The 20,530-nt window shown below is 65.6% G+C and carries 16 protein-coding genes; 10 read left to right on the top strand and 6 right to left on the bottom strand.

What is annotated here, in order from left to right; all coding sequences use genetic code 11:
- Positions 1-157 precede the first annotated feature (157 nt).
- The 4 genes from DCG74_RS34150 (at position 158) to glyS (ending at position 4,610) form a co-directional block, all read left to right on the top strand.
- Positions 158-1,066 (top strand): S49 family peptidase, encoded by a 909-nt coding sequence (locus tag DCG74_RS34150; protein ID WP_172787506.1) that lies wholly within the window; start codon positions 158-160, stop codon positions 1,064-1,066.
- A gap of 104 nt (positions 1,067-1,170) precedes the next feature.
- Positions 1,171-1,362 (top strand): hypothetical protein, encoded by a 192-nt coding sequence (locus DCG74_RS34145; protein WP_028178670.1) that lies wholly within the window; start codon positions 1,171-1,173, stop codon positions 1,360-1,362.
- A 210-nt stretch (positions 1,363-1,572) separates the two neighbouring features.
- On the top strand, positions 1,573-2,511 hold the full coding sequence (locus DCG74_RS34140; protein WP_172787505.1) for a glycine--tRNA ligase subunit alpha: 939 nt from the start codon (positions 1,573-1,575) through the stop codon (positions 2,509-2,511).
- A complete protein-coding gene (gene glyS / locus DCG74_RS34135; RefSeq protein WP_172787504.1) occupies positions 2,511-4,610 on the top strand; it encodes a glycine--tRNA ligase subunit beta in 2,100 nt (699 codons plus the stop codon). The genes DCG74_RS34140 and glyS overlap by 1 nt, the downstream gene beginning before the upstream one ends.
- Positions 4,611-4,865: 255 nt before the next feature.
- On the opposite strand, the gene DCG74_RS34130 is transcribed toward glyS, so the two are convergent.
- The gene (locus tag DCG74_RS34130; protein WP_172787503.1) at positions 4,866-5,219 is read right to left on the bottom strand and encodes a DUF1236 domain-containing protein; all 354 of its coding nucleotides are present in this window, start codon (positions 5,217-5,219) and stop codon (positions 4,866-4,868) included.
- Positions 5,220-5,441: 222 nt separating this feature from the next.
- Between DCG74_RS34130 and DCG74_RS34125 the strand changes: the two genes are divergently transcribed.
- Together DCG74_RS34125 and ppdK are read left to right on the top strand one after the other, a co-directional pair.
- Positions 5,442-5,597, top strand: coding sequence for a DUF3096 domain-containing protein (locus tag DCG74_RS34125; RefSeq protein WP_008562090.1), 156 nt, complete (start codon positions 5,442-5,444; stop codon positions 5,595-5,597).
- 96 nt (positions 5,598-5,693) lie between these two features.
- Positions 5,694-8,621: a pyruvate, phosphate dikinase gene (gene ppdK / locus DCG74_RS34120; RefSeq protein WP_172787502.1), complete on the top strand. Its 2,928-nt coding sequence runs from the start codon at positions 5,694-5,696 to the stop codon at positions 8,619-8,621.
- Positions 8,622-8,719: 98 nt separating this feature from the next.
- On the opposite strand, the gene DCG74_RS34115 is transcribed toward ppdK, so the two are convergent.
- Complete coding sequence (locus tag DCG74_RS34115) at positions 8,720-9,997, bottom strand: multidrug effflux MFS transporter (protein ID WP_172787501.1); 1,278 nt, start codon at positions 9,995-9,997, stop codon at positions 8,720-8,722.
- 299 nt (positions 9,998-10,296) lie between these two features.
- On the bottom strand, positions 10,297-12,126 hold the full coding sequence (locus DCG74_RS34110) for an aminopeptidase P family protein (RefSeq protein WP_172787500.1): 1,830 nt from the start codon (positions 12,124-12,126) through the stop codon (positions 10,297-10,299).
- Between the two features lie 186 nt (positions 12,127-12,312).
- On the opposite strand from DCG74_RS34110, the gene DCG74_RS34105 reads away from it, so the two are divergent.
- Positions 12,313-12,492 carry a hypothetical protein gene (locus DCG74_RS34105; protein ID WP_172787499.1) on the top strand — a complete coding sequence of 60 codons (180 nt, stop codon included), beginning with the start codon at positions 12,313-12,315 and terminating at the stop codon, positions 12,490-12,492.
- Between the two features lie 147 nt (positions 12,493-12,639).
- On the opposite strand, the gene DCG74_RS34100 is transcribed toward DCG74_RS34105, so the two are convergent.
- Positions 12,640-13,527: a 50S ribosomal protein L11 methyltransferase gene (locus DCG74_RS34100; RefSeq protein WP_172787498.1), complete on the bottom strand. Its 888-nt coding sequence runs from the start codon at positions 13,525-13,527 to the stop codon at positions 12,640-12,642.
- A 163-nt stretch (positions 13,528-13,690) separates the two neighbouring features.
- Between DCG74_RS34100 and DCG74_RS34095 the strand changes: the two genes are divergently transcribed.
- A complete protein-coding gene (locus tag DCG74_RS34095; RefSeq protein ID WP_085968950.1) occupies positions 13,691-13,846 on the top strand; it encodes a Flp family type IVb pilin in 156 nt (51 codons plus the stop codon).
- Positions 13,847-14,131: 285 nt separating this feature from the next.
- On the opposite strand, the gene DCG74_RS34090 is transcribed toward DCG74_RS34095, so the two are convergent.
- Positions 14,132-15,742: an NAD(P)/FAD-dependent oxidoreductase gene (locus DCG74_RS34090; protein ID WP_172787497.1), complete on the bottom strand. Its 1,611-nt coding sequence runs from the start codon at positions 15,740-15,742 to the stop codon at positions 14,132-14,134.
- 216 nt (positions 15,743-15,958) lie between these two features.
- On the opposite strand from DCG74_RS34090, the gene DCG74_RS34085 reads away from it, so the two are divergent.
- Positions 15,959-18,238, top strand: coding sequence for a spermidine synthase (locus DCG74_RS34085; protein WP_172787496.1), 2,280 nt, complete (start codon positions 15,959-15,961; stop codon positions 18,236-18,238).
- A 166-nt stretch (positions 18,239-18,404) separates the two neighbouring features.
- Here DCG74_RS34085 and DCG74_RS34080 read toward each other — a convergent pair whose 3' ends face one another.
- A complete protein-coding gene (locus DCG74_RS34080) occupies positions 18,405-19,340 on the bottom strand; it encodes a glycerophosphodiester phosphodiesterase (protein WP_246708906.1) in 936 nt (311 codons plus the stop codon).
- Positions 19,341-19,561: 221 nt separating this feature from the next.
- Between DCG74_RS34080 and DCG74_RS34075 the strand changes: the two genes are divergently transcribed.
- Positions 19,562-20,521: a fatty acid desaturase gene (locus DCG74_RS34075; RefSeq protein ID WP_257187465.1), complete on the top strand. Its 960-nt coding sequence runs from the start codon at positions 19,562-19,564 to the stop codon at positions 20,519-20,521.
- Positions 20,522-20,530: the final 9 nt, after the last annotated feature.

The following is a 20,530-nucleotide window of genomic DNA, read 5'->3' as shown; positions in this document are numbered from 1 at the left end:
CGTGAAAAGCGCACCGATCAGCAGCAACAGCAGATAGATCTTCATGGCGTTTCCTCCGCTGCCTATTGCAGCTTCCCAACGGGGATTCTGCAAAACACGTTCCAGGCACTTTCAATGACACTCGCGTGATAAGAAATGGTTAATCAGAGGTAAGGCCATGGACGAACAATTGAACGATCGTGAGAGTTCCGGCCTGGCCGACAAGCTCATGCAATATCTGCCGGCGCGCTTTCGTCCCGGCACGGCGGTCGTGCCGGTGGTGCGGCTGTCGGGTGTAATCGGTGCGGTGACGCCGCTGCGTCCGGGCCTGACGCTTGCCGGCGTCGCGCGGGTGCTCGAGCGCGCGTTTTCCTACCGGCACGCCAAGGCGGTGGCGCTGGTGATCAACTCGCCCGGCGGCTCGCCGGTGCAGTCGCGCCAGATCTTCTTGCGCATCAAGCAGCTTGCCGCGGAGAAGAAGCTGCCGGTGCTCGTGTTCGTCGAGGACGTCGCGGCCTCCGGCGGCTACATGATCGCCTGCGCCGGCGACGAGATCATCTGCGATCCCTCTTCGATCCTCGGCTCGATCGGCGTGGTCGGCGGCAGTTTCGGTTTCCAGGAGGCGATCAGGCGGCTCGGCATCGAGCGGCGCCTCTACACGTCAGGCGAGCACAAGGCGATGCTCGACCCGTTCCTTCCGGAAAACCCCGATGACGTCATGCGACTGAAGGCGATCCAGCGCGAGATCCACCAGATCTTCATCTCGCTGGTGAAGGAAAGCCGCGGCGCCCGGCTGAAGGGAGCCGACGACACGCTGTTCACGGGCGAATACTGGGCGGGCGAAAGCGCGATCGCGCTGGGGCTCGCCGACAGCATCGGCGATCTCCGCTCAACTCTTCGTGCCCGCTATGGCGAGAAGGTTCTCACCCCCGTGATCGCGCAGCCGACCGGGCTGCTCTCCGGCTTTTTGGGCCGGAAATCGCCCGGCGCGGGGCAGCTTTCGGCCCTGGAATCAATGGCCGGCCTGCCGGACGAGCTGATCTCGGCGGTCGAAACGCGGGCGATTTGGGCGAAATTCGGGTTCTAGGGCTCGCGCTCCCGCGCCATTTCGCCCGGACGGCACCAATTGCGGCGCAGGTCCATCTGCGCAACAATGCAAGTGGGGGCTGAGCATGAGACGAGGATCGATCGATGCCGCCGTTCGTCGCTTTCGCGGGCGTCCTGGGCGGGCTTGCCGTGGTCCGCTGGGCCTACAAGACCGCTGTCCGGATCAACCAGGAACTGGAGGAGATGCGCCTGTCGCGCGTCGCTGAGGCCGCCCGCATGGGGGATATCCAGACGCTGAAGCGTGACCCCGTAACCGGAGCTTACCGGCCGGGTTAGGGACCTTCCGCTCGATCGTCATTCCGGGGCTCGCGAAGCGAGAACCCGGAATCCATCGAACCACAGAGCGAGCGGCGCAATGGATTCCGGGCTCGCCCTGCGGGCGCCCCGGAATGACGGCCATTTCCACCCCCTTCGCCTTGATTCCCATCCCCGCCGTCGATACGGTCCCGCGCGATTCAAAACCCCCCGCGAGAGCCCGATCTGACGATGGACGCCTCATTGCCCGCCCATATGCGCCCGGAACGCTCGTTCCAGGGCTTCATCCTCGCGCTCCAGCGGTTCTGGGCCGAGCAGGGCTGCGTGATCCTGCAGCCCTACGACATGGAAATGGGTGCGGGCACCTTCCATCCGGCGACCACGCTGCGCGCGCTCGGGCCAAAACCCTGGAACGCCGCCTATGTGCAGCCCTCGCGGCGGCCCAAGGACGGCCGCTATGGCGAGAACCCGAACCGGATGCAGCACTATTACCAGTTCCAGGTGATCATGAAGCCGTCGCCGCCGAACCTTCAGGAGCTGTACCTGAAGTCGCTCGCCGCGATCGGCATCGATTCCGCCGTGCACGACATCCGCTTCGTCGAGGACGATTGGGAGAGCCCGACGCTGGGCGCCTGGGGCCTCGGCTGGGAATGCTGGTGTGACGGCATGGAAGTCAGCCAGTTCACTTACTTTCAGCAGGTCGCGGGCTTCGAATGCGCGCCGGTCGCGGGCGAGCTCACCTACGGGCTCGAGCGCCTCGCGATGTATGTGCAGGGCGTCGACCGCGTCTACGACCTCAACTTCAACGGCCGCGAGGGCGATGCCAAGGTCACCTATGGCGACGTGTTCCTGCAGGCCGAGCAGGAATATTCCCGGCACAACTTTGAATACGCCGACACCGCGATGCTGTTCGAGCAGTTCAAGATGGCCGAGGCGGCCTGCCGGAAATATCTCGATGCCGGCTGGCGCGACGGCGGCAACAAGAAGCAGCATCTGATGGCGCTGCCGGCCTACGACCAGTGCATCAAGGCGAGCCACGTCTTCAACCTGCTCGACGCGCGTGGCGTGATCTCCGTGACCGAGCGGCAGAGCTACATTCTGCGCGTGCGCGAGCTGGCCAAGGCCTGCGGTGAGGCCTGGATCCACACTGAAGCGGGCGGAGCGGCCTGATGCCCGAACTTTTGCTTGAACTGTTCTCGGAAGAAATCCCCGCGCGCATGCAGGCGAAGGCGGCCGACGATCTCCGCCGCATGGTCACCGACAAGCTGGTTGCCGAAGGCCTGGTCTACGAGGGCGCGAAGGCGTTTGCGACGCCGCGGCGCCTTGCGCTCACCGTGCACGGCATCCCTGCGCGCCAGCCTGACCTGAAGACCGAGCGGCGCGGCCCCAAAGTCGGCGCCCCCGAGGCGGCTGTGCAGGGCTTTCTCAAGGCGACCGGTCTGAAGTCGCTGGAGGAAGCAAAAATCCAGCGCGACCCCAAGGGTGATTTCTACATCGGCTTGATCGAGAAGCCCGGCCGCGACGCGATCGACGTGCTTGCGGAAATCCTGCCCGTCATCTTCCGCACCTTCCCCTGGCCGAAATCGATGCGCTGGGGCGCGCGCTCCGGCAAGCCCGGCTCGCTGAACTGGGTGCGCCCGCTGCACGCGATCACGGCGACCTTCGGCCTCGAGACCGAAGAGCCCGATGTCGTGAAGTTCGAGGTCGACGGCATCGAGAGCGGCCAGACCACCTACGGCCACCGCTTCCTCGCGCCGGCGCCAGTCCAGGTGCGCCGCTTCGAGGACTACGAGGCCAAGCTTCTTGCCGCGAAAGTCGTGCTCGATCCCGAGCGCCGCAAGGACGCCATCCTCACCGACGCCAAGCAGCTTGCCTTCGCGCAAGGTTTTGAGCTGGTCGAGGACCAGAACCTGCTCGACGAGGTCGCCGGCCTCGTCGAATGGCCGGTCGTGCTGATGGGCTCGTTCGAACCGGAATTCTTGAAGACCCCCGACGAAGTCATCCGCGCCACCATCCGCAACAACCAGAAGTGCTTCGTGGTGCGCGACCCCAAGACGGGCAAGCTCGCCAGCAAGTTCATCCTGGTCGCCAATATCGAGGCGACTGACGGTGGCAATACCATCATCGCCGGCAACGAGCGCGTGATCCGCGCGCGGCTGTCGGATGCGAAGTTCTTCTACGAGACGGATCTGAAGACCAAGCTCGAGGACCGGCTGCCGAAGTTCGAGCAGATCGTGTTTCACGAGAAGCTCGGCACCCAGGCTGCGCGCATCAAGCGCATCGAGCGTCTGACCGCGGAGATCGCGCCGCTCGTTGGCGCCGATGTCGGCAAGTCGACGCGCGCTGCGCATCTGGCGAAGGCGGATCTGCTGACGGAAGTCGTTGGCGAATTCCCTGAAGTGCAGGGGCTGATGGGCAAGTATTACGCGCTCGCACAGGGCGAGGATGTCTCCGTCGCTTCGGCTAGCGAGGAACACTACAAGCCGCAAGGTCCTGCGGATCGCGTTCCGACCGATCCGGTCAGCGTTGCCGTGGCGCTCGCCGACAAGATCGATACCTTGGTTGGGTTCTGGGCGATCGACGAAAAGCCGACGGGCAGCAAGGACCCCTATGCGTTGCGTCGCGCGGCGCTGGGTGTGATCCGACTGATTGCCGAGAACGCGTTGCGTCTGTCGCTCATGAAGGTGGCGGGATCCGCGCTCGCCGGCTTGTCGGTGAAGCCGGCCGATGCCTCGAAGCTTCCGAGCGACCTGCTCGCCTTCTTCGCCGACCGCCTGAAAGTCCAGCTCCGCGAGCAGGGCGCACGTCACGATCTCGTCGACGCCGTGTTCGCGCTCGGCGGCCAGGACGATCTCCTGATGATCGTCCGCCGCGTCGAGGCGCTCGGCAAATTCCTCGACTCTGACGACGGCAAGAACCTGCTCGCTGGCACCAAGCGCGCCAGCAACATCCTCTCGATCGAGGAGAAGAAGGACAAGCGCAGCTTCGACGGTGCGCCCGATGCCGCTCTCTACAGCCTTGCTGAGGAGAAGGCGCTGGCCAAGGCGATCGGTGAGGTCAAGGCGGAAGCCAGCGCTGCGGTGGCCAAGGAAGACTTCGCCGCCGCGATGAGCGCGATGGCAAAGCTGCGTCCGCCGGTGGATGCCTTCTTCGACAAGGTGCGCGTCAACGATGACGATCCGAAGGTGCGCGAGAACCGCCTGAAGCTCCTCAACGAGATCCGCAGCGCCACGCGTGCGGTGGCGGATTTCTCGAAGATCCAGGATTGAGACGCGGCCGCGCCGCAAACACCGCTGTCATTCCGGGGCGCGCGGAGCGCGAGCCCGGAATCCATAACCACGATCGTGAGTATGGATTCCGGGCCCACGCCTCCGGCGTGTCCCGGAATGACGGCTGCTGATGTGGCTTGTCCAAAAAAGCCCCGCCCGGCGGGGGGAGGACCGGGCGGGGCCTGATGTCCGATCTAACACTGCTCGCGCCAGCCTGATGTGACGCGCCGGACATCGAACGGAGCGGCAGCGTTGTTAGTCCAGCACCTCGACGATGCGGCGCGAGCGCGGCTCGACCAGCACGGTTTCGCCGTTCACGACGGTGTAGCGATAGGTCGTGGCGCCGAAACGTTGCGGCACGTCATAATAAGTGACGCCTGCCTCGGGTAAGGTGGTGCCGACCACCACGCGATCCGGAATGCGAAAGGCCGGCACACGTTGCTCGACGACATATTCGCGGAAGGCCGGCCGCTGTTCGACCGCAATCGTCGGCGCGCTGTCGACCACGGCGGGCGCGCGTCCGATCGTGACATCGCTTTGCGCCTGCGCGGCAAGGGGCGCACTGGTCGCGGCCGCAAGCGCTGCGAGAGCAAGAATCCTGTTCCGCATGGACAACTCCTTCGACGTGATTCTTCGGGCGCGCCAGCGGCGCGACCGGTTGCCAATGCGTGCCTAAAGCCAATGTTCCGGGAAAAGGCCTGCCGCATTCGCGGCAATTTCGGGCAGTTTTCGTGAGGCCGGGAACTCGCAAGCTCGCTTGCGCATCTCTACTCCCGGAACCTAGCCGGGTATCATCCGCGCGATTCGCCTCACCTCACAGAAAGATAGTTCATGCACATCACCGTCGCCCACATTTCGCCGATCCTGTCGTTGATTGCGGGCGTGCTCATCCTGATCATGCCGCGGCTTCTCAACCTCATCGTCGCGATCTTCCTCATCGTCAACGGCGCGATCGGGCTCGGGCTCCTGAAGTGGCTCCGCTTCTAGGCGTTCACTTTTCGGAACTGTCCGTCTTGCGCGGGCCCGCCCAAAGTGGTGTAAGGCCCGCGATTTCCCATTCCTCTCGCAGGTTGTGTGCAAGCTATGGCCAAAGCCGCCTCGAAGCCCAAGAAAATCCCAGCGAAATCAAAGCCCTCCGCCGCCGCGAAGGCAGCGCCGCCAGCCCGCAAGGCGCTGGCCAAGAGCGCGCCGAAGCCGGTCGCCAAAGCCGCTGCCAAGCCCACCGCAAAGCCTGCGGTGAAGGCGGTCACCAAGGCCGCTCCGCCGAAGGTCGCCGCGAAGCCCGCGCCGAAGAAGGCTGCGCCTCCCAAGGCGGCGCCGGCAGCGGCCAAGGCCGGCAAATGGGTGTTCACGTTTGGTGACGGCAAGGCCGAGGGCCGCTCGGAGATGCGCGACCTGCTCGGCGGCAAGGGCGCCAACCTCGCCGAGATGGCCAATCTCGGCCTGCCGGTGCCTCCCGGCTTCACCATCCCGACCTCGGTCTGCACCTATTTCTACGATCACGACAAGACCTACCCGAAGGAACTGAAGCCGCAGGTTGAGAAGGCGCTGGAGTATGTCGGCAAGTTGACCGGCAAGGTGTTCGGCGACACCAAGAACCCGCTGCTCGTCTCGGTGCGCTCCGGCGCGCGCGCCTCGATGCCGGGCATGATGGACACCGTGCTCAATCTCGGCCTCAACGACCAGACCGTGGAAGCGCTGGCCGAGCTGTCGGGCGACCGCCGCTTCGCCTATGACAGCTATCGCCGCTTCATCACGATGTATTCCGACGTGGTGCTCGGCTTCGAGCATCATCACTTCGAGGAAATCCTCGACACCTTCAAGGACAGCCAGGGTTACACGCTCGACACCGATCTCTCCGCCGAGGACTGGGTCGAGCTGGTCGGCAAGTACAAGGATGCGGTCGCACGCGAGACCGGCAAGGAATTCCCACAGGATCCGCACGACCAGCTCTGGGGCGCGATCGGCGCGGTGTTCTCATCCTGGATGAACGCGCGCGCGGTGACCTACCGCAAGCTGCACGACATTCCGGAATCCTGGGGCACCGCGGTCAACGTGCAGGCCATGGTGTTCGGCAACATGGGCGAGACCTCGGCCACCGGCGTTGCCTTCACCCGCAACCCCTCGACCGGCGAGAGCAAGCTCTACGGCGAGTTCCTGATCAACGCGCAGGGCGAGGACGTGGTGGCGGGCATCCGCACACCGCAGGACATCACCGAGGAGGCGCGCAAGGAGTCCGGCTCCGACAAGGCGTCGATGGAAGCGGCGATGCCGGAAGCGTTCAAGGAGCTGACGCGGATCTACACGCTGCTCGAGAAGCACTACCGCGACATGCAGGACATGGAGTTCACGGTCGAGCAGGGCAAGCTCTGGATGCTCCAGACCCGCGGCGGCAAGCGCACCGCCAAGGCGGCGCTGCGCATCGCGGTCGAGCTCGCCAATGAGGGCCTGATCTCGAAGAAGGAAGCGGTGACGCGGATCGATCCGGCCTCGCTCGATCAGCTGCTGCATCCGACCATCGATCCCAACGCCAAGCGCGACGTGATCGCCACCGGCCTGCCGGCTTCGCCGGGCGCGGCCTCCGGCGAGATCGTGTTCTCCTCGGACGAGGCGGCCAAGCTCCAGGGTGACGGACGCAAGGTGATCCTGGTCCGCATCGAGACCAGCCCGGAAGACATCCACGGCATGCACGCCGCCGAAGGCATTTTGACCACCCGCGGCGGCATGACCTCGCACGCGGCGGTGGTCGCGCGCGGCATGGGCAAGCCCTGCGTCTCCGGCTGCGGTACCATCCGCGTCGATTACGGCCGTGGCACCATGAGCATCGGCTCGCGCACCTTCAAGACCGGCGACGTCATCACCATCGACGGCTCGCTCGGCCAGGTGCTCGCCGGCCGCATGCCGATGATCGAGCCGGAGCTCTCCGGCGAGTTCGGCACGCTGATGAACTGGGCCGACCAGGTTCGCAAGATCGGCGTCCGCGTCAACGGCGACACGCCCGACGACGCGCGCACCGCGATCAAGTTCGGCGCCGAAGGCATCGGCCTCTGCCGCACCGAGCACATGTTCTTCGAGGAGACGCGCATCCGCACGGTACGCGAGATGATCCTCTCCGAGGACGAGCAGTCGCGCCGCGCCGCGCTCGCAAAACTGCTGCCGATGCAGCGCGCCGACTTCGTCGAGCTGTTCGAGATCATGAAGGGCCTGCCCGTCACGATCCGTCTGCTCGACCCGCCGCTGCACGAGTTCCTGCCGCACACCCATGCCGAGGTCGAGGAAGTGGCGCGCGCCATGAACACCGACCCGCGGCGCCTCGCCGACCGTGCCCGCGAGCTCTCGGAGTTCAACCCGATGCTCGGCTTCCGCGGCTGCCGCATCGCGATCGCCTATCCCGAGATCGCCGAGATGCAGGCCCGCGCGATCTTCGAGGCGGCGGTCGAGGCGCAGAAGCGCACCGGCAAGGCGGTCGGCCTGGAGGTGATGGTGCCGCTGATCGCGACCAAGACCGAGCTCGATCTGGTCAAGGCGCGCATCGATGCCACCGCACAGGCCGTGATGCGCGAGACCAACACCAAGCTGTCCTATCAGGTCGGCACCATGATCGAGCTGCCGCGCGCCTGCCTGCTCGCGGGCGAGATCGCGCAGTCGGCCGAGTTCTTCTCGTTCGGCACCAACGACCTGACGCAGACGACCTACGGCATCAGCCGCGACGATGCGGCCAGCTTCCTCGGTCCGTACGTCGCGAAGGGCATCCTCTCGGTCGATCCCTTCATCTCGCTGGATCAGGAAGGCGTCGGCGAGCTGGTCAAGATCGGCGTCGCCCGCGGCCGCAAGACCCGCGCCTCGCTCAAGGTCGGCATCTGCGGCGAGCACGGCGGCGATCCCGCCTCCGTCGCCTTCTGCCACCATATCGGTCTCGACTACGTCTCCTGCTCGCCCTACCGCGTGCCGATCGCGCGGCTTGCAGCGGCGCAGGCCGCGCTCGGCAAGGCGATCGCGAGCCAGGCATAAGCCAAAGCGCAGATATGAGTTTGAGAGAGGCGGGGCCCAGCCCCGCCTCTTTCGTTTCAGACTCTTCGCAAAGACGGGTGCGGCGCGCGCAGCGCCCCTCACATCATCCCCGTCTCGTCCTCCTCGGCCTGCTCGATCAGCGCTTCGCTCGGCACCATCTCGCGGCGGGGCACGACGAACATCATCACGCAGGCGCAGAGCAGGGAGATCGCGAGAACCGCTGATGTCAGCGGCAGCGTCGTCGCGGAATGGCCGCCGAGATAGGCGCCGAATTGCGACATCAGCGCGCCAATGCCTTGCTGCAGGAAGCCCATCGCGCCCGAGGCGGTGCCGGCTGCTTCGGGACGGATGCTGATGGCGCCGGCGGCGGAATTCGCCATCACGAAGGCGTTGCCGGCCATCACGATCATCTGGGTGCCGAACAGCCAGGCGGGCGCCTCGTTCCAGCCGGCGAAGCTCCAGAAGAGGTTCGCAAAGCTGCCGCAGAGCTGCAGGGCGAGCCCGAACCAGATCAGCTTCTCCAACGAATGGCGCGGCGCAAAGCGCACGCAGAGCAGGTTGCCGACCAGAAACGCAAAGCCCGTCGTCGCGAACCAGGCGCCGTATTCGGCGCTGCTGCGGCCCATCTGCGTCACCACGATGTAGGGCCCGCCGCCGGCGAAGGTGAAGATGATCTGGGACGCGAGCACCTGGCACATCACATAGCCGACGAAGGCGCGGCTCCGGATCAGCGTGCCGATATCGGCGCGGAAGCCGCTGCCGGCGCTGCGGCTGCGGCGGGTCTCGGGCAGCGCGAAGGCGATACCGACGGCAACGACGATGGCGGCGATGGTGATGGCGTAGAAGATCGCGCGCCAGCCGAACGCGGTCTCGATCAGGCCGCCGGTGAGCGGCGAGACCATCTGCCCGATCATCAACGCCGCGACCACGAGGCTGATCATCGAGGCGACGCGGTCGCGCTCGTAGATGTCGCGGATGATGGCTCGGCTAATCACCATGCCGGATGCGCCGCCGAGCGCCTGGAAGAAGCGTGCGGCGATCAATTGCGGCAGGGTCTCGGCAAAAATACAGCCGATGCTGGCAACCACCATCAGCGCCAGCCCTCCCAGCAGCACCGGCCGCCGCCCGAACCGGTCCGACAGCGGCCCCATGATCAGCTGCGACAGCGCGATGCCGACCATGTAGAGCGACACCGTCATCTGCGCGATCGAGATGTCGCTGCCGAAATTCGTCGCCAGCACCGGCAGTGCCGGAACCAGGATGTAGAGCGAGATCGGCGCGACCCCGGTCATCACGACCAGCAGCAGCAACACCAGGCGCGAAGTCGCGATGTTTTTCGTCGCCGCGTCCGGCGGCCTGCTGATCATGCCGTGCATATGTCGTCCGTCGTCCGAATTCGAATCGACTGTAGCGTGCCCACGCAAGACCGATATCGGCGATTCGGAATGCGGCTATTCGGATTTCGGGACGGTTATGATGAGGGCACGATGGCGATCGTTTGGGCGCTTCGCTCGTGCTGAAAGTTCGGGGTCATTCCCCGCGAAGGCGGGGAATCAGTATTCCAGAGACGGCAATGATTGATCGAGGGGCTGCGGCGTACTGGATGCCCGCCTTCGCGGGCATGACACCTATCGTGTCGTAACAGCCTTGCACAATCCGCGTGGCGCTATGCGCACTACGCCTTCAGCTCGGCCGTGGCCTGATCGAGCCAGGCCTTCGTCGCCTCGTCCAGCGCCGGCCGCACGTCATCCCTCACGCGGGCATGATAGGCGTTAAGCCAATCGAGCTCGTCGCGGCTCAGCATCGCGACATCGATCAGGCGGCGGTCGATCGGCGCCAGGGTCAGCGTCTCGAACGCGTTCATCGGCTTCTCGGCGCCCTTGACCTCGGCGGCAACGACCAGCTCGAGGTTTTCGATGCGGATGCCGAAGCCGTCGGTCTTGTAGTAGCCGGGCTCGTTGGACAGGATCATGCCGCGCTTCAGCGGCGTGGTGCCGAGCTTCGAAATTCGCGCCGGTCCTTCGTGCACCGAGAGATAGCTGCCGACGCCGTGGCCGGTGCCGTGCTCGAAATCGAGCCCGGCGGCCCAGAGATATTGCCGCGCCAGCGTGTCGAGTTGCGCGCCCGTGGTGCCGTCCGGAAAGACGGCGCGCGCGATCGCGATGTGACCGCGCAGCACGCGGGTGAAGCGGTCGCGCATCTCATCCGTCGGCTCGCCCACCGCCATGGTGCGCGTGACGTCGGTAGTGCCGTCTTCATATTGTGCGCCGGAATCGATCAGCAGGAGATCGCCGGACGCGATCCGCCGGTTGCTCTTGCGGGTGACGCGGTAATGCACGATGGCGCCGTTCGGGCCGGTGCCGGAGATGGTGGGAAACGAGACGTCCTTGAGCGCGCCGGTGTCGCGGCGGAAGGTTTCCAGCGCCTCGACCGCGTCGATCTCGGTGAGCTTGCCGCTTGGCGCCTCGCGATCGATCCATGCGAGGAAGCGCGCCAGCGCCACAGCGTCGCGCAAATGAGCCGTCTTGGTGCCCTTGATCTCGGTCGCGTTCTTGACCGCCTTGAGCAGTGCAACCGGATCGCTGCCGCGCACCGGCTTGCCGCCGGCGCCCGTGATCAGCCGGCTGAGTGCGTCGGCGGCGGTGGCGTTGTCGAGCGCGATCGATCCACCACTCTTGGCCAGCGCCATCAGCGTCGGCGCCATGGCGTCCGGTTCGCGCACGTCGGCGGACTGCTCGAGATGGTCGCGTGTGAGGTTGGAGAGCTTGCGGTGGTCGATGAAGATGGTGGGACGGCCCTCTTTCGGCACCAAGGCGTAGGACAGCGGCAGCGGGGTATGGGCGACGTCGGCGCCGCGGATGTTGAAGGTCCAGGCCACTGCGTGGCTGTCCGACAGCACCAGCGCATCGGTGCCGAGCTTGGCGATCTCGGCCCTGATCTGCGCCAGCTTCTCCGCTTCAGGGACACCGGCATGCTGGAGGCTGTGCACGGCGACGGGGGCGAGCGGCGGCTGCGGCCGGTCCTGCCAGACTGCGTCGATCGGATTGCTGTCGACGGCGACCAGCTCGGCGCCGGCCTTGGCGCAGGCTGCGGACAGTCGTTCGGCTGCCGAAAAAGTGTGCAGCCACGGATCAAATCCGAGGCGGTCGCCGGCTTTCAGATGCGCCGCCACCCAGCTCTCGGGCGGCGGGTCGATCAGCGATTCCACCACCCACGCCTTGGCGTCGACCTGCTTGGCGGCCTGCAGCGTGTAGCGGCCGTCGACGAACAGTGCTGCCTCATGCGGCAGAACCACGGCTAGCCCCGCCGAGCCCGTGAAGCCGGTCAACCAGGCGAGCCGCTCTTCCGATGGTGGCACATATTCGTTCTGCTGCTGATCGGCACGTGGCACGACGAAGCCGGTCAGCTTGCGACGGGCAAGTTCTTCGCGAAGTGCGGCCAGCCGTGCCGCCAACGCGATGCCGGCCTGCGGCTCCTCGAATGTCTGGAAGTGCGCTTCGAACATGGTGGATCACTTTAGGATCATGGGGATCAGTCCGCAATGTAGACGCATTTGCGGCGCATCTGGCATGGACTGTGCTTGAATAGTTCCATTCGAGTTGAGTGGAGTAAAGGATGCGGCAGTTGCGCTTCGTCCGGATGACAGGGAAATTCGAGCAGGTGGTTCATCTCAACGGCGAGGGGACACACGATGCCAGCGTTCACCTTTGAGAAGATTTCGCCGCCGGCGCGCCGCGCCCCGACAACTCCGACACCCAAGAAGCCGCGCGGCCTCATCAGCCAGATGATCGACCGTTTCGCAGAGCGCCGCGCGAGGCGTGCCTTGCAGGGGCAGCGCGCGTCACGCCGCGACGAGAAGCCGGCGGAGTAGCGCGAGATTTTGTAGGGTGGGCAAAGGCGCAGAGCGCCGTGCCCACCGTCATTCCGCGATTGTAAAATGACGCGATTGTAGAAAGAATGGTGGGCACGCTTCAGCCTTCGCTCTTCGAGCTACGGCGGGCAAGTCGCATTGCCCGCCCTACGAGAGCTTCCGCAACAACAGACTGCTCCATCCCTCGATCCTGAGATGCTTCACCGGCACGAGGCCGCGCGCGCGGTAGGCGGCGATCACGGCGGGCGCCTGGTGCGTCAAGAGGCCGGAGAGGATGACGCGGGCGCCAGGCGCAAGGTGCCGCACCATCGGGCCCGCCAATTGCCGCAACGGATTGGCAAGGATATTGGCGAGCACCAGGTCGAACGGCCCCGCACGCGCAAAATCCGGCGCGGCAAAGCCGGTGGCGCGGATCACCCGCACATGGTTGCCCACTTCATTGAGCGCGGCATTCTCAGCCGCCACCCGCACCGAGGGCGGGTCGATGTCGGAGGCCAGCACCACGCGATGCAGCGCCTTCGCGGCCGCGATCGCCAGCACGCCCGTGCCGGTGCCGAGGTCGAGCAGGTTCCTCGGGCGGGAACTCTTCAGGACATGGTCAAGCAGAAGTAAACAGCCGCGCGTCGTGCCATGGTGACCGGTGCCGAAGGCGAGCGCCGCCTCGATCTCGATGGCGAGCTTGTTCGGCGTCACACGGTCGCGATCGTGGCTGCCGTGCACCACGAAGCGCCCGGCCGGCACCGGGACGAGATCTTCAAGGCTGGCCTTGACCCAGTCCTTGGCTTCGACCGTGTCGAAGACGAGCGTCGCCGCAATCTCATTTCCTGCTGAAGTTGCAACGAGTTCGGCTAGCCATTCCTGATCCGGCGCATCGGCGAAATGCAGCGTCACGTCCCATTGTCCGTCGGGCCGTTCGAAGGCGGCGACCGCCGCATCACCGTCGAAAAACACCTCGGTGAGCACATCGACGACCCGCTTGGCGTCGGCTTCGCTGCCGATCGAAAAACTGGCGCGATGGGTGGGGGAAGACTGCATTAAGGGTTCCGTTGAGTTCAATTTTTGGAACTTTTGCGGGTGAGTTTCCGGACAAGTTGCGGTTCGCAGGTTAACCCGCCTGAAGTGGGTTCCCCGTACATTCCCGGATGTGGAATCGAACCAACACAGCTTGGAATTGAAACGGAGGCGAGTCTTGAAGCGCATGATTCAAAAGTTCTGGTCGGACGAGTCCGGTGCAACCGCGATCGAATACGGCCTGATCGCCGCGGGCATCGCCCTGGCGATCATTACCGTGGTGAACGGGCTGGGCACCACCATGAACGAGAAGTTCACTTCGATTAGCACCTCCTTGAAGTAATTTCCGCCGCCATTTCAAAGCGGGGGCTATTTTCTTCAAAGGCTATTCCTGATCACCGCCCGCTAGGGGTTTCCCCTGGTGGGCGAGGTCTTTTGGGGCTCGCGGTCTTCGAAGGGCTGCACAGCTTATCCGCCTGCTTGTCAGGGCCCTGTCCGCCACTTTTCCCGCGATTGCCCCGCCGATTTTCCACCGGCTTTCCCCAGGCTCGCTCCCGACCGTCTCGCCCGGACATCCTCTGGCCGGTCACAGACCTTTCGACAGCCTGTCCACAACCCATCCACAGGCCTATCCACGGCTTCCGAACAGCGAGCGGTGATCCCGCAGGATCGCCTGCGCCGCGTTGTGGCCGGGGGCGCCGGTGACGCCGCCGCCGGGATGGGCGCCGGAGCCGCAATGGTAGAGGCCTCTCAGCGGCCCGCGATAATCGGCGTGGCCCAGCATCGGCCGCGCCGAGAACAGCTGGTTCAGCGTCAGCGCACCGTGGAAGATGTCGCCGCCGAGCAGCCCGAATTGGCGCTCGAGATCGAGCGGAGACAGGATCTGGCGGCCGAGCACGCTCGCCGCAAAACCCGGGGCATATTTGTCCACCGTCGCGATCATCAGATCGGCGACCTCTTCGCGATGGTCGTCCCAGGACCTGCCATCGGGAAGGCTTGGTGCGACATGCTGGCAGAACAGGCTCGCGACATGCTTGCCGGCCGGAGCCAGCGTGTCGTCGAGCGTTGAGGGGATCAGCATTTCCACCACCGGCTCGCGGCTCCAGCCGTGGGCGCGCGCGTCGCCCCAGGCGCGGTCCATGTAGCCGAGACTCGGTGCCAGGATGATGCCGGAGGTGAGGTGATCGCCCTCGCCCGATAGCGCCGTGAAGGAGGGCAGGCGATCCAGCGCCACATTCATGCGGAACGTGCCGGAGCCGTTCTTCCAGTGCCGGATGCGGGCGAGGAAGTCCGCCGGAAGAGCCTCGGCCGCGATCAGGCGCGTGTAGAGCAGCTTTGGATTGACATTGGCCGCGACATATTTCGCGCGGATCGCAGAGCCGTTCTCCAGCACGACGCCGACGGCGCGGTCGCGCTCGACGATGACCTCGCGGACGCCGGCATCCGTGTCGATCACGACGCCACGGTCGCGTGCCGCGCGTGCCATGGCCTGCGTGATCGCGCCCATGCCGCCGATGGCGTGGCCCCAGACGCCCTTCTTGCCGTTCACCTCGCCGAACGCGTGATGCAGCATCACATAGGCCGAGCCGGCGGCGTAGGGGCTGGCATAGTTGCCGACGATGGCGTCGAAGCCGAACAGCGCCTTGACCAGATCGTGCTCGAAACGTTCGTCCAGCATCTCGCCGGCCGAGCGCGTGAACAGATCGAGCAGGCTGCGGCTTTGTTCCAGCGTCAGGCCGCGCAGAATGTTGGCGCTCTGTAAAGCGTTCACGGCCTCGCGGATCGCATTTGTGCCGAAGCCGTCGAGCAGGTTCGGCGGCGCGCGCAGCACGAACCGCCTGAGCACGTCGGCGATGTCTTCCAGCTCGCGCGTGAAGCCGTCGAGGGCTTCCGCATCATGCGCGCTGAGCCGCGCCACCGAAGCTTTCGTCCGCCCCTCGCCGGTGAGGAGATAGCTGCCATCCGGCGCGGGCAGAAAATTCTGCGCACGCCGCTCGACGATGCGCAGGCCTTGCTCGGCGAGCCTGAGATCACGGATCACCTGCGGGTTGAGCAGGCTCACGGTGTAGGCCGCGACCGAATTGCGAAAGCCGGGGTGAAACTCCTCCGTCGCCGCCGCACCGCCGACCACTTTGCGCCGCTCGACCACGCGCACGCGCAGACCCGCCATCGCGAGATAGGCCGCGCAGGTGAGGCCGTTATGGCCTGCGCCGATGATGACGACGTCGGTTTCCGTCATGAGGGATTCAAGTTGTTCCACTGTTATTCCGGGATGGTCCGAAGGACCAGACCCGGAATCTCGAGATTCCGGGTTCGCCTCCGAGGCGCCCCGGAATGACATCTCTATATCAAGCATTCCTTGCTGCAACATCACGCCACACTTTATTGCCCGTGCAGGCGCCTTGTGCTCCATTGCGCGCGGTCCGGCGCCCGCCGGGTTTGAGCCGGAGCATTCATGGATTCGATCGTGCAACCCGCCGCCACGGAGCAGCCGTCGTCGTCGCGCAACCGGCTGCTGCTGACGGTCTACACCGCTGCGATCTTCGTCAGCGCGCTGCTGCTGTTCTCGGTGCAGCCGCTGTTCACCAAGATGGTGCTGCCGCGGCTCGGCGGCTCGCCGGCGGTGTGGTCGGTCGCGATGGTGTTCTTCCAGTCGCTGCTGCTGGCCGGCTATGCCTATGCGCATCTGTTGATGCAGGCGCGGAACCGGATCGTCCCCGTGGCGGTGCATCTGCTGCTGCTGCTCGCCGCCTTCGCCACGCTGCCGCTCGGCATCGCCTCTGCCTATGGCGAGCCGCCGGCTTCGGGCTACGCGATCTGGCTGCTCGGCCTGTTCGCGGTCTCGATCGGGCTGCCGTTCTTCGCGCTCGCCGCCAACAATCCGCTGCTGCAGGCCTGGTTCGTCCGCACCGGCCATCCGGCCGGCCATGATCCCTATTTCCTCTACGCCTCCTCCAATATCGGCAGCTTCCTTGCACTGTTGTCCTATCCGTTCCTGCTGGAGCCGATGTTCACGCTGCAGATGCAGAACCGGTTCTGGACCGGTGGCTATGGCCTGCTGATCCTCCTCATCGGCGCCTGCGGCGTGCTGTTGTTGCGTTCGCCGAAGCTGGCCGTGGCCGGCGCGCGGGCCGAGGACGTGAATGCACCCGCGCCAGGCCTCTTGACGCGGCTGCGCTGGATCTTCCTCGCCGCCGTGCCCTCGGGCCTGCTCATCGCCGTCACCGCCCACATCTCGACCGACGTCGCAGCGGCGCCGCTCTTGTGGGTGCTGCCGCTGTCTCTGTACCTGCTGACCTGGGTCGTCGTGTTCCAGTCGCGGCCGCTGCTGCCGCACAAATGGATGCTGATGCTCCAGCCCGTCGCGATCGCCGGCGTCGTCGTCCTGCTGGCTTTCGGCGGCGAGCAGAACCTGCTGCTGACGCTCGGCGGGCATCAACTCTGCTTCTTCGTCATTGCCATGGCCTGCCACGGCGAGCTGGCGCGGACGCGGCCTGCCGCCAGATATCTCACCGGCTTCTATGTTGCGCTGTCGTTCGGCGGCATGGTCGGTGGCTTGTTCGCGGGGCTCGTTGCGCCCTTCACCTTCTCGTGGATCGCCGAATATCCGATCCTGATCGCGCTTGCCGCGCTGTGCCGTCCGTCCGCGAACGAGCGGCTGGGTGGCGTCGTCAAATGGTACTGGCTGGCGCTCGCCGCGCTCGCACTGGCGCTCATCGCGCCGTCATACACGACGGGCGGCCTCTCGACCTGGTTCGAGGATCATCGCGTCTGGGTCGCCGGCGCCGTCGGCGTGCTCGCCGCGCTGCTCGCGCTGATCCTCAATGCCGGGCGCTGGAAGATCTTTGCCACCGTCGCGCTGGCGCTGGCGTTGATCCGCGTTTATCCCGCAGACGAGGGCCGCGTCACGACCGTGCGCAGCTTCTTCGGCGTGCACAAGATCGTGGTGACGCCGGGCGGCTATTTCCACGTGCTGATGCACGGCACCACCATTCATGGCGCCGAGCGCTTCCGCAACAACGACGGCACGCCGGTCGCAGGCAAGCCCGAGCCGATCACCTATTATCACAAGGACGGCGGCATCGGTCAGGCCGTCAGCGCGATCCGCGAGCGCAAGGGCGCGCCGCTGAAGGTCGCCGCGATCGGCGTCGGCTCCGGCACGCTCGCCTGCGCCGCCGAGCCAGGGGAGAACTGGACCTTTTTCGAGATCGACCAGTCCATGGTCGACGCGGCGCGTGACCCCAGGAATTTCCGCTACATATCGAGCTGCATGCCGGACATGAAGCCCGTCATCGGCGATGCGCGCCTCACCTTCGCCAAGGAGCCCGATGGCGCCTATGATCTCATCATCGTCGATGCCTATTCGTCCGATGCGATCCCGATCCATCTTGCGACCGAAGAGGCGATGAAGATCTACAAGGACAAGCTCGCACCGCACGGTGCCGTGGTGATGCACGTCTCCAACCGGCATCTGGATCTCGAGACCGTCGTGGTCGGCATTGCGGATGCCAACGATCTCAAGAGCTGGGTCTTCAACGAGGATTCGGGCCGCGATGGTGACTACATCTTCTCCACCGACGTCGTCATCTCCGCGCGCGAGGAGGCCGATGTCGGCAGGCTCGCGTCCTCCAAGCAATGGGAGCTGACCGAGGCCGACGACAGGGCGCGGGTCTGGACCGACGATTATTCCAACATCCTGGGCGCGCTATATCGGCGTTGGAAGGACGGGGAGTAGGGGGCGCGCCACGAATGGTCTGGTGCCCCGGACGCAGCGCAGCGCTTCCCCGGCGATGCGAAGCAACGTCCGGTGCGGTGCGCTGCAGAGCCGGGGCCCACAATTCTGAGTGCCGGCTCTGCGTCGCGTCATTGCATGCCGCTCCGCGTCCGGGACACGAGATTGATTACGGCGCCACCGGCGTCCCCGCCGGCAGCGCGATCCCCTTCTCCCCGGCGACTTGCCGCAGCAGGTCCGGCCTGTCCGAGATGATGCCGTCGACGCCGATCTCGATCATCCGCGCCATGTCTTCACGCTTGTTGACCGTCCAGACCACGACGCGGAGTCCCTGTGCATGGGCCTCGGAAACCAGCGCCGCGGTCACGTCGCCGAAATTGGGCGACCAGATCGCGCCGCCCGCGGCCTTGATCGTCCGCGGCAACGAGCCGGCGTGATCGGCCGGGCTGAACCCCGCCGTCCAGCTCGTCGCCTTGTCGAGCGCCACCGTCGGGGCCGAGCCGCGCTGGAGCGTCAGGTACACGGTCGGGATCTTCGGCGCCTGCTGCTGCACGAGAAGCAGGGTCCGCCAGTCGAACGACTGGATCATGACGCGGTCGGAGAATCCTTCGGTCTCGATTACCCCGAGCAGCTTCGCGACGAAGGCCTGCGGATCCAGCGTTTCATCCGGATGATTCGGATCGATCTTGGTCTCGATGTTGAAGCGCACCCGCGTGTTGCCGGACTTGCGCACCAGCGCGAACAGCTCGCGCAAGCTGGGAATGCGCGTCCCCGGCAGCGCACGCTGGTCGGGGAATTGTCGTGAGTAGGCACTCTCGGGGCGGATCTGGCCGACGTCATAGGTCCTGACCTCGTCGAGCCGCAGCTTGACGAAAGGGGTGCCGGGCGGAGCGATGTAGGTCCCGTCGGGCCGCCGTGCGAGATCGGGATTGAGCCCGCGCTCATGCGAGACGATCACTTCGCCGTCCGCGGTGACGCCGACGTCGAGCTCCAGCGTGTCCACGCCCATCGTCAGCGAATGGGCGAAGGCGGGCAGGGTGTTTTCCGGCAACAGCGCCCGCCCGCCGCGATGCGCCTCGAGGTCGAAGGCCAGATCGGATCCCATGGCCTGTCCCGCCATCACAATCGAGATCACAGTCAGAATGGTTGCAACAGGTGACGGCATGGGGCCTCGAGGGGCAAGCGGAAAGGACCGGATTTGAACGCATTTTGCGTCGCTCGCCTATTCTATGGGCTTTCGCGGCTGTTGAAACCCTGGGTGCCGCGGCTTGGGTTGCGCCCGCCAGGCTTGTATGTAGTCATATGAGCCGACCTGGAAGCCCGACCGTGCAACAGAAACGCGATCACCGCATCATCCGCAGCCGGCACTTCCACAGGATGCAGCGGCGGCATTTCATTATTTTCGACGTGCTGCCGTTCATCGGCACGCTGGTTGCGCTGGGCCTGTTGATTGTCGGCCCGATCGGCGCGATGGAGCTCGGACTGTTGTTCGGCTTCTGGCTGATCACGGGTCTCGGCCTCACCGTCGGCTATCACCGCCTGTTCACGCACCGCGCCTTCGCGACCTCCACGACGATGAGCGCGATCCTGATCGTCATGGGCTCGATGGCCGGCCGCGGCCCCATGCTGTCCTGGGCCGCGATGCACCGGCGGCATCACGAGCTGTCCGATCATGACGGCGACCTGCACTCGCCGCGACTGCATGGCGAGGGTCTGCTCGGCCGCCTGCGCGGCTTCCTGCACGCGCACCTGACCTGGATGATCGCGCATGATTATCCCAACGTCGCCCACTACGTGCCGGACCTGATGGCGGACCGCAGGCTGGTTGCGATCAACAGCCATTACTACACCTGGGTCGGCCTTGGCCTGCTGCTGCCCGCGCTGATCGGCGGCTTGGCGACGATGAGCCTGTGGGGTGCGCTGACCGGCTTTCTCTGGGGCGGCGTGGTGCGGATGTTCGTGGTCGAGCAGACCATGTCTGCCATCAACTCGGTCATGCACAGCTTCGGCGCACAGCCCTTCGTCACCCGCGACGACAACAGCCGCAATCTCGGCGTGATGGCCTGGCTCGCCTGGGGCGAGGGCTGGCACAACAACCATCACGCCTTCCCGTATTCGGCGGCCTTCGGCCTGCGCTGGTTCGAGTTCGATCCCGGCTTCATCTTCATCCGCGCGCTGGAAGCGCTCGGGCTCGCCTGGGACGTCAAGGTGCCGAGCGAGGAAAAGATCGCTCGGCGCATGCAGCGGCAGCCGGGCGATGCCGCCCCCGATCTGGAGGCGGGCTGAGCATCACCG

This window comes from Bradyrhizobium sp. WBAH42 (genome assembly GCF_024585265.1).
In the GTDB taxonomy this organism is placed as follows: domain Bacteria; phylum Pseudomonadota; class Alphaproteobacteria; order Rhizobiales; family Xanthobacteraceae; genus Bradyrhizobium.
This window is presented reverse-complemented; position numbering and strand designations above follow the sequence as displayed.